Raw genomic sequence first — 14,648 nt, forward strand, 5'->3', positions numbered from 1 at the left:
CGTTCGGCAAAACCTCGATTGGTTCCGGGCTTTCGTGCGCGTTACGCGTGATCGTTTTGTCATGCTCTCGGAACTAACCCTGCAGTGCGGGATTGCTACCTCATGGTTCACACACGAGGAGCACGTCATGATTAAGCATCTTGCCATCATCGCCGTTGCTGCGGCGGGCATCAGCAGCGCAATTCCAGCCAAGGCCCAGGAGTTCGGCGTTGGCGTCGGTCCGGGAGGCGTTACGGTTGGCGCCGTCGGCCGCGACCGCTATCGCGACGACTATGATCGCGGGTACTACCGCGATCGTCGTGACCGCAACGAGACCGTGATCATCAAGCGCAGCCGCGACCGCGATCGTGGCTATTACGATGGCGGCGTCGAACGTCGTACTGTCATCGAACGCTACTAATATTACGCCGAACGAGAGGCGGCCCTTCCTCGGAAGGGCCGTTTTTTCGTGCGTGATGGAAGCCTCAGAACATTGAGTGACAGGACCATGGCAACTGCAGCGACAGTCTGGTGGCAGGCCGGTACCATCTATCAGATCTATCCGCGGTCGTTTCAGGACTCGAACGGAGACGGCATCGGCGATCTCGCGGGCATCGTTGGCCGGCTGCCTTATCTGCGGCGGCTCGGCATCGACGCGATCTGGCTGTCGCCGATCTTCCCGTCTCCGATGGCAGACTTCGGCTATGACATATCAGACTATATCGGCGTCGATCCGATTTTCGGTACGTCGGCCGATTTCGATGCGCTGGTGGCTGCGGCTCACGGTCATGGTCTGAAGATCATTCTCGATCTGGTGCCGAACCACACCTCGGATCAGCATCCGTGGTTTGTCGAAAGCCGGTCATCATCAGATAATCCCAAACGCGATTGGTATATCTGGCACGATCCGAAGCCGGACGGCAGCGCGCCGACCAACTGGATGTCGGAGTTTGGCGGCAGCTCCTGGCAATATGACGAGGCCACCCAGCAATATTACTATCATGCCTTTCTCGACAAACAGCCCGACCTGAACTGGCGCAATCCTGCCGTTCGTGACGCCATCTATGAGGTGATGCGGTTCTGGATGCGCCGCGGCGTAGATGGCTTTCGCGTCGATGTGATCTGGCATCTGATCAAGGATTCTGAATTTCGCGATAACCCTGCAAATCCGAATTTCACGGCCGGGCGCCCGCCACACGAGGCTTTCCTGCCGCTCTACTCGACCGATCGGCCGGAGACGCTGGATGTGGTCGCCGAAATGCGCCGCGTGGTCGATGAATTCGACGATCGCGTGCTGATCGGCGAGATCTATCTCCCGTTCGATCGGCTGGTCGCCTACTACGGAAGTGACCTGTCGGGCGCGCATCTGCCGTTCAATTTTGCGCTGCTCTCCGCGCCGTGGAATGCTTTTGCCATCGGCGAATTGATCGCGCGCTACGAAGCCGCACTGCCGCTCGGCGCCTGGCCGAACTGGGTGCTCGGCAATCACGACCGGCCGCGCGTCGCTAGCCGGGTTGGCATGGCCCAGGCGCGCGTCGCTGCGATGTTGCTGCTGACGCTACGCGGGACGCCGACGCTATACTATGGCGACGAGATCGGCATGAAGCAGGTGCCTATTGCACCGGATCAGGTTCAGGATCCGTTCGAAAAGAATGTGCCTGGGATTGGTCTCGGCCGCGACGGATGCCGCACGCCGATGCAATGGGGTGCCACCGAGCATGCGGGTTTCACGACCGGCCAGCCCTGGCTGCCGCTGGATGCGGACTATCCGCATCAGAATGCGGCGGCGCTTGCGGCCGATCCCCATTCGATTCTTAGCCTCTATGTGAAGCTGATCGATTTGCGCAAGCACATGCCTGAGCTTGTGTTCGGCGGCTATGAGCCTGTGGACGCTGCGGGCGATGTGCTGGCCTATCGGCGCGTCTATGACGGGCAGGCGCTCCTGATTGCCCTCAATTTGAGCGGTGAGCCTGTCGTATTGCATGTGGAGGGCGGCGAGATTTTGCTGGCGACGGCGCTGGATCGTAAGGGCGAGAACGTGTCGGGCCAATTGGAGTTGCGCGGCAATGAGGGCGCTATTGTAAGGTTACGATAGCTCAGGTCCATCAGCCATCTTCCTGGATTGCCTGGCTTGCGCTCGCAATGACGCGGAGGGGCTGGTGCGATTATCCCGGATGCGCATCCGTCTCGCCATCGATGTCGCTTCTGCGCAGCAGATAATCCAGACCGCCGACACGATACCAGCGATAGGCATAGGCCTCCAGCATCAGATGATGCTTGCCTTTGGCGTCGGCGCGGCTGTGGTCTTCAGCCAGAAGGTTGATCAGGTGTTCGCCCTGCTGGCCGTCTATCCCGACAGCAAAGGTAACTTCGCAGGGTTTCTCGTCGAGATTATGCACGAACAAGACCGAGTTGTTGCGCCAGTCATAGCGGATCGCGAGCACGGCCGGATTGCGCGTGGCGATGATGGCAAAGTCGCCCCAACCGATCTCCGGCACTTCCTTGCGCATGCGGATCATGCGCTCGGTCCAGTTCAGCATCGAATTGGGATCGCGGCGTTGTTTGGCGACATTCACGTGGTCGTAGCCATAGGGGCCTTTGTTGATCACCGGGTTTTTCGACCTGTCGCTCTTGGTGAAGCCGGCATGCGGCTCGGTCGACCATTGCATCGGCGTTCGCGCGCAATTGCGCTCCGGTAGGGATAGATCGTCGCCCATGGCGATTTCGTCGCCATAGCGCAGCACCGGTGTGCCGGGCAGCGTGTACATCAGGCTATAAGCGAGTTCGAGCCGGCGCCGGTCGCCGCCCAACATAGGCGCCAGCCGACGGCGGATGCCGCGGTCGTAGAGCTGCATGTCCTTGTCCGGGCCGAATTTGGCAAACACCGTCTGGCGTTGCTCTTCAGTCAGCCGTCCAAGATCGAGCTCGTCATGATTGCGCAGAAACAAGCCCCATTGCGCCGTCGCCGGGCGCGGCTTGGTCACCTTCATGGCCGCCGCCAGTGGACGTACATCGCCGGAGGCCAGCGCATAGAAAAGGTTCTGGTTGACGTGGAAGTTGAACATCATCTGCATGCGGTCGCCATCGTCTCCGAAATATTCCATGTCGGTTTCCGGCAGCACATTGGCTTCGGCGAGAATGATTGCATCGCCCTTGCGCCATTGCAGGAATTCGCGGAAGGCGCGCAGCATGTCGTATTGTTCGGTCGGCTTATTGACCTTCGGTCCCTTGGTGGCGATCACGAAGGGCACGGCGTCCATGCGGAAGCCGGAGACGCCGAGCTGCAGCCAGAAGCCCATAATCTTCAGGATCTCGGCCTGTACATAGGGATTTGATGTGTTGAGGTCGGGCTGAAAATCGTAGAAGCGATGGAAGAACCAGGACTTCGACGTGGTGTCGTGGGTCCAGGTCGATTTCTGCACGCCGGGAAACACCATGCCCTTGTTGGCATTGGCTGGCTTCTTGTCCGACCAGACATACCAGTCGCGATACTTCGAATCCCTGGCGCTGCGCGCGTCCTTGAACCAGGCATGCTGGTCCGAGGTGTGGTTGACCACGAGATCGATGATGACGCGGATGCCGCGCTGGTGGCAGCCATGGGTGAATTCGACAAAGTCGCCGAGCGTGCCGTAGCGCGGATCGACGCCGTAATAGTCTGAGATGTCGTAGCCGTCGTCCTTGCCGGGCGACGGCTGGAACGGCATTAGCCAGATCGCGGTAATGCCGAGGCCATGAATGTAGTCAAGCCGCCGCGTGAGGCCCTTGAAATCGCCGCAACCGTCACCGTCGGCATCCATGAAACTGCCGACGGACAGGCAGTAGAAAACGGCGTTTTTGTACCAGAGGTCGTCGATCATGATGGCACCGGTATGCAGGACGGTGCGGTTCAAGTCGTGGCGCAAGCGAGGGTTCCGTTTTCGCCGGCGGTATCCATCGTTCTCATTGCAAACAAAAACGCCGCCGGTTGCCCGACGGCGTGTTGATAATGCGATCGGCTGGTGTGCCGAAGCTCAGTCGAGACCGATTGTGGTCAGGTCCTGGAACCAGTGCTGGGCCTGCACGAACTTCTTCACCTTAGGCGACAGCGCATGCGGGTTGGTGTCGTGAACTACCCAGACCAGCACGGCATCGTCGACGATCTGCGCGTGGGCTTCGGCGAGCAACTCGTCCTGCTTCTTCGGATCGAACGTGTTCTTGGCTTCGTCGATCAGCGCATCGACCTTCGGGTTCTTGTAGCCGCCCCAGTTCACGCCGACCGGTGCGATCTGGCCGGAGTGGAAGAAGCGCACGATGGCGTAGAGCGGATCCGAGGTGACGTAAGCGATGTTGTTGGACGTGATGCCCTTCATGCTGTCGTCGGCCGCACCCTTGCGCCATGCGGTGTAGAGAACTTCGAGTTCGACGACCTTGAATTCCACCTCGACGCCGATTTCCTTGAAGCTCTGCTGCAGGAATTCGTTGATCGGCAGCGACAGCATCTGGCCGGTGCCGCCATTGGCGATGATGAACGTCGCCTTCAGCGGCTTCTCCGGGCCGTAGCCGGCTTCCTTCACCAGCTTCTTGGCTTCGGCAAGATCATACTTGATCTTGAATGTCGGCTTGCCGAACCACGGGCTCGACGGATCGACCTGGCCGATGGCGGGCTTGGCGAGTCCGTTCATCAGCGCGACGACGGCATCGCGATCGATGGCGAGGTTGAGCGCCTTGCGCAAGCGGACGTCGGTCCAGGGTGAACCCGGCAGCACGCTGAGGTGATAATTCCAGACATGCGGCGTGACGTTGTCGACGATCTTCATGCCGGCGCCCTTGAGCTGCGGCACAGCGTCGGGAGCAGGGGTCTCGATCAGGTCGACCTGACCGGCGAGCAGCGCGTTGGTGCGGGTGAGGGCTTCCGGCATGGGCACGAGCACGAGCTTGTCGGCTTTCGGAATGCGCTTCTTGTCCCAGTAATCCGGATTCTTGCTGAGCTCGGCGAGCTCGCGCGGAACGAGCTTGGTCAGCTTGAACGGGCCGGTGCCCGACGGCTGCGATGCGAACTTGTCCCAGTCCTTGCCGACCTTCTCATACTGCGCCGGGCTGGAGACCAGGAACCAGAGCATCTGATACGGGAAGAAGGAGTCGACGGTCTTGGTGGTGATCTCGACAGTGCCGTCGTCGATCTTGGCGTAGCTCGCGACCGAGGGCAGGCGGGTCTTCACCTGCGCGCTCTGGCGCTTGTCGAATTGCGGCGCCTTCTCGTTCAGCACCTTGTCGAGATTCCAGATCACCGCATCGGCGTTGAAGTCGCTGCCATCGTGAAACTTGACACCCTTGCGCAAAGTAAAGCGCCATTTGGTCTTGTCGGTGTCGTCGACCTTCCATTCGGTGGCGAGGCCGGGAATGAGTTTGCCCGGACGATCGGCGACATCCATTTCCCAGGCGACGAGCGGATCGTAGATCGTATAGCCGGTGAACTGGTAGCCGCCGGCGCCGCGATCGGGTTGACCCGTGGTCAGCGGCACGTCCGCCATCGAGATGCCATAGCGCACCACCGTTTCGGCTTGCGCCGGCGCGGCTGCACCTATGGCGGCGGCGATGGCCGCAACAAACAACGAGCTTCGAACGCGCATAAACCAGACTCCGTATGGTGGGATATTGTCTGCCAGATACCTGCAATCCTGATGCCAGATTGGGCATTTCGAACGGTTGGTGTGTGCTGGTGTGCTGCAGTGCCGCAGTTTGAGTCATTGCGGTGCAAGGTTGCAGGCCTTGGCACAAGCGTTGCATAAGAATTAGCCAGTTTAGAACAAGCCAACACTGGCGAGAGCCAACGTGTCATCCAAAGCCAAGAGGGACTGATTACGATGCGTATCGAAAAGCCGACAAAGAGCCGTCTCGCGGCAGCAATCACCTTGCTGACGCTCGCTACGGCCCTGACCTTGCCGCAGGTGGCGCGCGCCGAGACGGTGCTGCGCATCGGCATGACCGCTGCCGATATTCCGCGCACGCTCGGCCAGCCCGATCAGGGCTTCGAAGGTAATCGTTTCACCGGCAACACGATGTATGACGGCCTGACCGGCTGGGATCTGTCGTCCGCGACCAAGGCGAGTGTTGTCATCCCGGCGCTCTCCACTGAATGGAAGGTGGACGACGCCGACAAGAAGAAGTGGACCTTCAAGCTGCGTCCCGGCGTCACTTTCCACGATGGTTCGGCCTTCAATGCGGATGCCGTCGTCTGGAATGTGGACAAGGTGCTCAAACAAGATGCAGTCCAGTTCGACGCCAGCCAGGTTGGTGTGACCGCCTCGCGTATGCCAACCTTGGTGTCGGCGAAGAAGATCGACGACATGACCGTCGAACTGACCACGAAAGAGCCGGACTCCTTCCTGCCGATCAATCTCACCAACCTCTTTATGGCGAGCCCCACCAAGTGGCAGGCGCTGTTCGACAAGGCCGAAGGCGCCGACGCCAAGGCCAAGTCGCAGGCCGCATGGGCGGCCTTCGCGCGCGAAGCCTCCGGCACCGGCCCGTGGAAGATGTCGAAGTTCACGCCGCGCGAGCGTCTCGAACTGGTGAAGAACGACGCCTACTGGAACAAGGACCGCGTTCCGAAAACCGACAAGATGGTGTTGCTACCGATGCCGGAAGCCAACGCACGCACCGCTGCGCTGCTGTCGGGGCAGGTGGATTGGGTCGAGGCGCCGGCACCCGACGCGGTCAAGGAAATCACCGCGCGTGGCTTCAAGATCGAGAAGAACGAGCAGCCGCATGTCTGGCCGTGGCAGTTCTCCCGTGCCGAAGGCTCGCCTTGGAACGACATCCGCGTCCGCAAGGCCGCCAATCTCTGCATCGATCGCGAAGGCCTGAAGGACGGTCTGCTCGCTGGCCTGATGGTGCCCGCGAGCGGGACCTTCGAGCCCGGTCACCCCTGGCGCGGCAAGCCGACCTTCGAAATCAAGTATGATCTGAAGGCAGCACAAGCGTTGATGAAGGAAGCCGGTTACGGCCCTACCAAGAAGCTCGAAGTGAAGACACAGACCTCGGCGTCCGGCTCCGGCCAGATGCTGCCGCTGCCGATGAACGAATATCTGCAGCAGGCGCTGGCGGAGTGCTACTTCGACGTCAAGCTCGACGTCATCGAATGGAACACGCTGTTCACCAACTGGCGCCGCGGCGTCAAGGATCCCTCGGCGAATGGCTCCAACGCCACCAACGTCACCTATGCGGCGATGGATCCGTTCTTCGCCCTGGTACGCTTCCTGCAGTCGTCGATGGCGCCGCCGGTCTCGAACAATTGGGGCTTCATCAACAATCCGAAATTCGATGAACTCGTGACCAAGGCACGCACCACCTTCGATGCGACGGCACGTGACGCGGCGCTGGCCGAGCTGCACGCCGCTTCGGTCGATGACGCAGCCTTCCTCTACGTGGCCCATGATGTCGGTCCGCGTGCGCTGAGCCCGAAGATCAAGGGCTTTGTGCAGCCGAAGAGCTGGTTCGTCGACTTCTCGCCGGTGTCGATCACGCCGTAAGCAACAAGCGAATATCGGCCGCACATTGTGCCGCTGATATTCGCACGAACCTCTCCACGTCATGGCCGGGCTTGACCCGGCCATCCATGCCCTCTTCGCTGCAAAGACGTGGATGCCCGGGTCAAGCCCGGGCATGACGAACGAGGGGGCAGAGTCTGAACCGAAGGTGATCAGTGTTCGTCTATATCGCGCGACGCGTCGTCTATGTGATTCCTATCGTCCTCAGCGTGGCGCTGGTGTGTTTCCTGCTGGTGCACATTACGCCCGGCGATCCGCTCGTTGCCATTCTTCCCGCTGACGCATCGCAGGAGCTGGCGCAGCAACTGCGCGTCGCCTACGGCTTCGATCGTCCGCTACCGGTCCAGTTCGGCCTTTGGCTGTGGCGCGCGCTACACGGCGATCTCGGCAGCTCCATCGCCACCGGACGTCCTGTTCTGGCGGAGGTGATGAAAGCCGTCGGCAATACCGTGACACTGGCCATTGCGGCCGCCGCCATCGGTTTCACGCTCGGTTTGTTTTTCGGGCTGATCGCCGGCTATTTCCGCGATACCTGGATCGATAAGGTCGCAACCTCGATCGCCATCGCCGGCGTGTCCGTGCCGCATTACTGGCTCGGTATGGTGCTGGTCATCATCTTCTCGGTGCAGCTCAACTGGCTGCCTGCGGTTGGCGCAGGGCCGGGCGGCTCCGGCTCATGGGCTTGGGACTGGGAGCACATCAAATATCTTGTGCTGCCGGCGATCACGACATCGGTCATTCCGATGGGCATCGTGACCCGCACGGTGCGTGCGCTCACCGGCGACATCCTGTCGCAGGATTTCGTCGAAGCGCTGCGCGCCAAAGGCCTGCAGGAAACCAAGGTGTTTCGCCACGTCATCAAGAATGCGGCGCCCACGGCGCTGGCCGTGATGGGCCTGCAGCTCGGCTACATGCTCGGCGGTTCGATCCTGATCGAAACCGTGTTCTCGTGGCCCGGTTCGGGGCTTCTTCTGAACTCCGCAATCTTCCAGCGTGACCTGCCGCTGCTGCAGGGCACGATCCTGGTGCTGGCGCTGTTCTTCGTGTTCCTCAATCTTCTGGTCGATATCGCGCAGGCATCGATCGATCCGCGCATCAAGCGGAGCTGACCATGCTGGATATCCTCTCATGACTGTAATGACAGACACCGCATTGCAGGCGGCGCCTGCCACCAAGGCCCGCGGCTATTGGGCCACGGTCGGCCGCCGCATCGTGCGCGACAAAGTCAGCATGGCCTGCGCGTTCATTCTGCTGCTGATCTTCCTGGTGGCGATCTTTGCGCCCTATCTGCATCTCGCAGACCCCTATCAGGGCTCGATGATCCGTCGCCTGCGCGCGATCGGTACGCCCAATTATCCGCTCGGCACCGACGAACTCGGCCGCGACATGCTGGCGCGCCTGATCTATGGCGGCCGTCTGTCGCTGTTGATCGGCATCCTGCCGGTGATCCTGGCCTTCATCATCGGGACGGGTCTTGGCGTTGTGGCCGGCTATGTCGGCGGCAAGCTCAATACCGCGATCATGCGCACCGTCGACGTGTTCTACGCGTTCCCGTCGGTGCTGCTGGCCATCGCGATCTCCGGCGCGCTCGGCGCCGGCATCGTCAATTCGATCGTGTCGCTGACCATCGTCTTCGTGCCGCAGATCACGCGTGTCGCCGAGAGCGTTACCACGGGCGTGCGTAACATGGACTATGTGGAAGCCGCGCGTGCCTCCGGCGCGAACGCTTTCACCATCATGCGCGTGCACATGCTGGGCAACGTGCTGGGTTCGATCTTCGTCTACGCGACTGGCCTGATCTCGGTGTCGATGATCCTCGCTGCCGGCCTGTCGTTCCTCGGCCTCGGTACCAAGCCGCCGGAGCCGGAATGGGGTCTGATGCTGAACACGCTGCGCACCGCGATCTATGTCAATCCGTGGGTGGCAGCACTCCCAGGCGCGATGATCTTCGCGGTGTCGATCTGTTTCAATCTGCTGAGCGACGGCATGCGCAGTGCCATGGATATCCGGAACTGATGGCATGAGTGATATTGTAGAAGAAATCGACAAGCTGGAGCCGCTGGAAGACATTGGCGGTGTTGCACAGCCGCTGTTACAGGTGGTCAGTCTGACCAAGCACTTCCCCGTGCGCGGCGGATTGTTCGCACCGAGCAAGACCGTGCGCGCGGTGGACGATGTGTCGTTCGCCATCGCCAAGGGCGAAACCGTTGGCATTGTCGGCGAGTCCGGCTGCGGCAAGTCGACGACGGCGCGGTTGCTGATGCATTTGATGCCGCGCAATTCCGGCGACATCATCTATGACGGCCGTACCGTCGGGCGCGAACTCTCGCTGCGCGAACTGCGCCGTGGCATGCAGATGGTGTTTCAGGACAGCTACGCCTCGCTCAATCCGCGCCTGACCATCGAGGAATCGATCGCCTTCGGGCCGAAGGTGCACGGCATGGCTGACAAGGCCGCGCGGCTGCTGGCGCGCGAGCTGCTCGGCAAGGTCGGTCTGCGGCCCGAGACTTTCGCCAACCGCTATCCGCATGAAGTCTCCGGCGGTCAGCGTCAGCGCGTCAACATCGCGCGTGCACTGGCGCTGTCGCCCCGTCTCGTCATTCTCGATGAAGCGGTCTCGGCGCTCGATAAATCGGTCGAGGCGCAGGTGCTCAACCTGCTGGTCGATCTCAAGCGCGAGTTCGGTCTGACCTATCTGTTCATCAGCCACGATCTCAACGTGGTGCGTTACATCTCCGACCGCGTGCTGGTGATGTATCTCGGTGAGGTCGTTGAACTCGGCCCGGTGGACGAAGTCTGGGACGGGCCAGCACATCCCTATACGCGCGCGCTGCTCGCCGCGATGCCGTCGTCCGATCCCGACAAGCGGACGGAAACGCCGCCGATCACCGGCGATCCGCCGAATCCGATCGACCCACCGTCCGGTTGTCGTTTCCACACACGCTGCCCCTTTGCCGAAGCGATGTGCGGCGAGGCCACGCCGAAGCTGACTGAAATCACGCTGACCGGCCACCAGGCCGCCTGTTACATGGCGATCCCGGGTTCGGGACACAGCAAAGCACCTGCTGCAGGAGCGCACTGACATGACCAAACCGACTGCCAAGCAGATCAAGGCGCTGACCGAAGTCAGCGGCCTTCCGGCCTCCGACGAGGTTGCGGAGCGCATCGCCAATTCGATCGGGCCGGCGTTCGAGGGATTCGCGGCTGTGGCTGGGACGCTGCCGTTCGATCTTGAGCCCGCGACCTTCCTCGCTGTTCAGAATACGAAGGCTGCCAAATGAGCGTCACCGAACCCGCATTGCTGTCGCTGACGGAAGTCGCCGACGCGATCGCAAGCAAGAAGATTTCGTCGCGCGAAGCCACGCAGTCGTGCCTCGATCGTGCCGTGAAATCGCAGCCGAGCCTCAACGCCTATATGTCGATCGAGGCCGATGCAGCGCTGAAGGCGGCGGACGCGGCCGATGCGTCGCTCGCCAAGGGGCAAAGCCGCGGCGTGCTGCACGGCGTGCCGCTGGCGCACAAGGACATGTATTACGACGAAGGGCACGTCGTGACCTGCGGCTCGCATATTCGCCGCGACTGGGTTGCGACCACGACGGCGACGTCACTGCAACGCTTGAAGGATGCCGGTACGGTGCGGCTTGGTTCATTGCAGATGGTGGAATTTGCTTACGGCCCGCTCGGTCACAACGTGCATTACGGCGCCGTGCATAACCCGTGGCATGTCGATCACGTCACCGGCGGTTCATCGTCCGGCTCGGGCTCGGCCGTTGCCGCGCGCCTGACCTATGCGGCGCTCGGCTCCGACACTGGCGGATCGATCCGTCTGCCGGCGCATTTCTGCGGCGTCTCCGGTTTGAAAACGACGGTGGGGCTGGTCAGCCGCGCCGGTGCGATGCCGCTGTCGCAATCGCTCGATACGGTCGGTCCGCTGGCGCGTACTGTCGAGGATTGCGCTCTGCTGACCGGCCTGATGGCCGGTGCCGATCCGCTCGATCCCACCACCAGCACGCACCCTGTGCCGGACTACATGGCGGCGACGCGCGTGTCCGCCAAAGGTATGACCGTCGGCATTCCCAAGGCGTTCTATGTCGACGACCTCGACGCCGATACGGCGGCCGTTTTGCAGAACACCATCGCGGCGCTGAAGGATGAAGGCATCAAGATCGTCGAGGTCGATCTGCCCAATCAGGGCCAGCTCACGGCAGCCTGCCAGTTCGTGCTCGCGACGGAAGCTGCGGCGATGCACAAGCGCTGGATGATCGAGCGGCCGCAGGATTACGGCGCGCAGGTGCTGATGCGGCTGCAGAACGGTCTCGCGATCACCGGCGTCTCCTATATCGAGGCACTGCGCTGGCGTGGTCCGGCGCTCGCCGCCTATCTGGCGGCAGTCACCGGGACTTACGCCGTGCTCGCTCCGGTTTCGCCCGGCGCGGCTCCGACCATTGCGGAAACCGATGTCGGTAACAGCTCGGGCGCCGAAGCGATGATCCAGCGCCTGACGCGCTTCACGCGCCCGATCAACTATCTCGGTCTGCCCGGTCTCTCGATCCCGGCGGGTTTCACCAAGTCGAAACTTCCGGTCGGCATGCAGCTGATCGGTCGCCCGTTCGACGAAGCGACGCTGCTGACCATCGGTGCGGCCTTCCAGCGCGCGACCGACTTCCACAAACAGTGCCCGGAGTTGGCATGAGCAATCTCGTCGACGTTCGCAATCTCAATGTCCGGTTCGGCGGCGAACGCACCGTCTATGCGGTGAACGATCTCAATCTCACGCTCGGCGAAGGCGAGGTGCTCGGGCTGCTCGGCGAGTCCGGTTCGGGCAAGAGCGTCACCTTGCGCGCGCTGATGCGGCTTCTGCCGAAGAAGCGCACGCAAATCACCGGCACGGTCAACGTGCTCGGCAAGGACGTGCTGGCGCTCGACGATGATGAGCTGTCGGCATTTCGCGGCCAGACGGTGTCGATGATCTTCCAGGAACCGGCCCTGGCGCTGGACCCCGTCTATACGATAGGTCAGCAGATCGCCGAAAGCGTGATGCGTCACGAGGGCAAGAGTCAGGCCGAGGGTGTGAAGCGCGCGCTCGAAATGCTCGAGGTCGTGCGCATTCCTTCCGCCAAGCGTCGTCTCGATGCCTATCCGCATGAAATGTCCGGTGGCATGCGGCAGCGCGCGATGATCGCGCTAGCGCTGGCCTGCAAGCCGAAGATCCTGCTCGCGGACGAGCCCACCACGGCGCTCGATGCCACCGTGCAGATCCAGATCCTGCTCTTGCTACGCGAGCTGCAGCGTGAATTCGGCATGTCGATCATCTTCGTCACGCACGATATCGGCGTGGCCATCGAGATCTGTGACCGTGTCGCGGTGATGTATGCAGGCCAGATCGTCGAACAGGGCACGCTAAGCCAGATCGTGCGCTCGGCCGTGCATCCCTATCCGCAGGGGCTGTTGGCCTCCACCGTGCACGGCGCCAAGCGCGGCGCGCGCCTTGAGACCATTCCCGGCACGCCGCCGTCGCTCGACAAGCCGCCGGTGAATTGCTCCTTCGCGCCGCGCTGCAAATTCGCCCAGCCGCGTTGCGTCGAGGCGCCGCCGCCGAATGTCGAACTTGCCGACAATCGTGTGGTGCGGTGTATTCTGGCGGAGCAGGCGGCAGCGGCAGTGCCGGCCTGACGCCTTCCTACCCCGCCAAATTCTTCAGCAGGAACGTCAGCGCCGTCTGCGCGAAGCTGTGCATGTTGCCGGACCGGTCGTTACTGCCCGTCTCCAGCGTCATGACCTCGTTTCGCGGGCCGGCGACGGCCATGCAGCTATGGCCGGCGGCGTCGCCATAGCGATTGCCGGAGGGGCCGGTGGCGCCGGTCTCCGACAGTCCCCAGTCGCATCCGAGGCGGGTGCGGATCTGGGTCGCCAGCAGTTGCGCGTAGGGCTCTGAAGATGAGCGCATGCCCGGTATCCTAAACGCGTCATCGGAAATATCCATCAACACGCGCCGTGCATCGCGCGTATAGATCACGCCGCCGCCGATGAAGTAGACGGAGGCGCCGGGCACTGCGAGCAGTGCTGCGGAGATCAACCCGCCGGTCGAGGATTCAGCTATGCCGATGGTCTGTTTGCGCGCGATCAGCTCAATCGCGATCTTCTCGGCGAGGGGAATGAGATCTCTCATGACTTCTTCCCCCAAGGTTTAGACCAGGGCCTGATCCACGGCTTCTTCGCCATTGATCCGTAGACAGCGCGAATGAAATTCTTGCTGGCGGTTTCGTTCGGCGCCCATTTGGCGTCGAGATCGGCAAATGGCTTGGCCGCCAGAACCTCGTCTTCGGTCTTGCCCTCCCTGATCAGCTTGGCCATGCGATCGCGCGCCGTCACCAGCATGGTGCGATAGTCGATCAGCGCAGCCTTGTTCGCGAGCGGACCGTGGCCGGGAACGATCTTGGTGTTGTCATTCGCCAATTTCAGATAGGCGTCGGTCGCTGCGATCATGCCCTTGATATTGCCGCCGTTGAGGACGTCGATATTGGGATAGCGGCCGTTGGTGAATGTATCACCGGTCGCAATGACATTGGCGCTCTTGAAGTAGACATAGGTGTCGCCATCGGTATGCGCGTTGTCGGGATGGCGCAGTTCGGCGATGCGGCCGGGCAGACTGAGTTTGAGTTGATGCGTGTAGGTGTTGGTCGGCAGCGCCGCCTTCGGCGCAGGTGGATTCTGCGCGCCGGTCAGGAAATTCGTGGTGCCCTTTTTCAGGCGGGTTCTGACCTTGACGTTGGCGACGATGGTCGCGCCTGCGTTGGCAAAGGCCTCGTTGCCACCGGTGTGGTCGCCGTGGAAATGCGTGTTGACCAGATACTTGACCGGCTGTGGCGTCACCGCAGTGATGGCCGCGTTGATCTTGTCGTGCAGCGGGGCAAACTGGCTGTCGACGAGGATAGCGCCTGATTTGGCCGTCGCGAGCGTCATGTTGCCGCCCTGGCCTTCGAGCATGTAGACGCCGTCACCGAGGTCGGTGGTCTTGACCTCGACCTTCGAGAAGTCGGGCGGCGGCGGTGTGGACGCCTGCTGTGCGAGCGCAGGCGCCAGCGCCAGAAGGGTGAAAACCGCGGCCAGTGTCGTCCGATTCATCGCAAGCTCCATTCC

The 14,648-nt window shown here is 61.9% G+C and carries 13 protein-coding genes; 9 read left to right on the forward strand and 4 right to left on the reverse strand.

Annotation, left to right across the window (positions count from 1 at the left end; all coding sequences use genetic code 11):
- The first annotated feature begins 127 nt into the window (after positions 1–127).
- Together AB8A38_RS24385 and AB8A38_RS24390 are read left to right on the forward strand one after the other, a co-directional pair.
- Positions 128–400, forward strand: coding sequence for a hypothetical protein (locus AB8A38_RS24385; RefSeq protein ID WP_120287064.1), 273 nt, complete (start codon positions 128–130; stop codon positions 398–400).
- 87 nt (positions 401–487) lie between these two features.
- Positions 488–2,074: an alpha-amylase family glycosyl hydrolase gene (locus AB8A38_RS24390; protein WP_315843767.1), complete on the forward strand. Its 1,587-nt coding sequence runs from the start codon at positions 488–490 to the stop codon at positions 2,072–2,074.
- 70 nt (positions 2,075–2,144) lie between these two features.
- Here the strand turns inward: AB8A38_RS24390 and AB8A38_RS24395 are convergent, their stop codons facing one another.
- Both AB8A38_RS24395 and AB8A38_RS24400 read right to left on the reverse strand, forming a co-directional pair.
- Entirely contained in the window at positions 2,145–3,836 is a 1,692-nt protein-coding gene (locus AB8A38_RS24395; protein WP_315844239.1) for an alpha-amylase family protein, read from the reverse strand.
- Positions 3,837–3,989: 153 nt separating this feature from the next.
- Positions 3,990–5,588 carry an ABC transporter substrate-binding protein gene (locus AB8A38_RS24400; protein ID WP_315843766.1) on the reverse strand — a complete coding sequence of 533 codons (1,599 nt, stop codon included), beginning with the start codon at positions 5,586–5,588 and terminating at the stop codon, positions 3,990–3,992.
- A 234-nt stretch (positions 5,589–5,822) separates the two neighbouring features.
- Between AB8A38_RS24400 and AB8A38_RS24405 the strand changes: the two genes are divergently transcribed.
- The 7 genes from AB8A38_RS24405 to AB8A38_RS24435 all read left to right on the forward strand — a co-directional run bounded on the left by AB8A38_RS24405 (position 5,823) and on the right by AB8A38_RS24435 (position 13,181).
- Positions 5,823–7,490: an ABC transporter substrate-binding protein gene (locus AB8A38_RS24405; RefSeq protein ID WP_439087727.1), complete on the forward strand. Its 1,668-nt coding sequence runs from the start codon at positions 5,823–5,825 to the stop codon at positions 7,488–7,490.
- A 173-nt stretch (positions 7,491–7,663) separates the two neighbouring features.
- Positions 7,664–8,617: an ABC transporter permease gene (locus AB8A38_RS24410; RefSeq protein ID WP_089265970.1), complete on the forward strand. Its 954-nt coding sequence runs from the start codon at positions 7,664–7,666 to the stop codon at positions 8,615–8,617.
- 28 nt (positions 8,618–8,645) lie between these two features.
- Positions 8,646–9,524, forward strand: a complete 879-nt coding sequence (locus AB8A38_RS24415) for an ABC transporter permease (protein ID WP_439088595.1) — start codon at positions 8,646–8,648, stop codon at positions 9,522–9,524.
- 4 nt (positions 9,525–9,528) lie between these two features.
- Entirely contained in the window at positions 9,529–10,590 is a 1,062-nt protein-coding gene (locus AB8A38_RS24420) for an ABC transporter ATP-binding protein (RefSeq protein WP_439087728.1), read from the forward strand.
- Position 10,591: 1 nt separating this feature from the next.
- Positions 10,592–10,789 (forward strand): hypothetical protein, encoded by a 198-nt coding sequence (locus tag AB8A38_RS24425; protein ID WP_120287058.1) that lies wholly within the window; start codon positions 10,592–10,594, stop codon positions 10,787–10,789.
- Entirely contained in the window at positions 10,786–12,201 is a 1,416-nt protein-coding gene (locus tag AB8A38_RS24430) for an amidase (RefSeq protein WP_439087729.1), read from the forward strand. Before AB8A38_RS24425 ends, AB8A38_RS24430 begins: the two co-directional genes overlap by 4 nt.
- Positions 12,198–13,181: an ABC transporter ATP-binding protein gene (locus AB8A38_RS24435; protein ID WP_439087730.1), complete on the forward strand. Its 984-nt coding sequence runs from the start codon at positions 12,198–12,200 to the stop codon at positions 13,179–13,181. Before AB8A38_RS24430 ends, AB8A38_RS24435 begins: the two co-directional genes overlap by 4 nt.
- A 7-nt stretch (positions 13,182–13,188) precedes the next feature.
- Here AB8A38_RS24435 and AB8A38_RS24440 read toward each other — a convergent pair whose 3' ends face one another.
- Together AB8A38_RS24440 and AB8A38_RS24445 are read right to left on the reverse strand one after the other, a co-directional pair.
- A complete protein-coding gene (locus AB8A38_RS24440; protein ID WP_439087731.1) occupies positions 13,189–13,677 on the reverse strand; it encodes a CinA family protein in 489 nt (162 codons plus the stop codon).
- Positions 13,674–14,633: an MBL fold metallo-hydrolase gene (locus tag AB8A38_RS24445; protein ID WP_439087732.1), complete on the reverse strand. Its 960-nt coding sequence runs from the start codon at positions 14,631–14,633 to the stop codon at positions 13,674–13,676. The genes AB8A38_RS24440 and AB8A38_RS24445 overlap by 4 nt, the downstream gene beginning before the upstream one ends.
- Positions 14,634–14,648: the final 15 nt, after the last annotated feature.

The organism is Tardiphaga sp. 839_C3_N1_4, assembly GCF_051811045.1.
Taxonomy (GTDB): Bacteria; Pseudomonadota; Alphaproteobacteria; order Rhizobiales; family Xanthobacteraceae; genus Tardiphaga.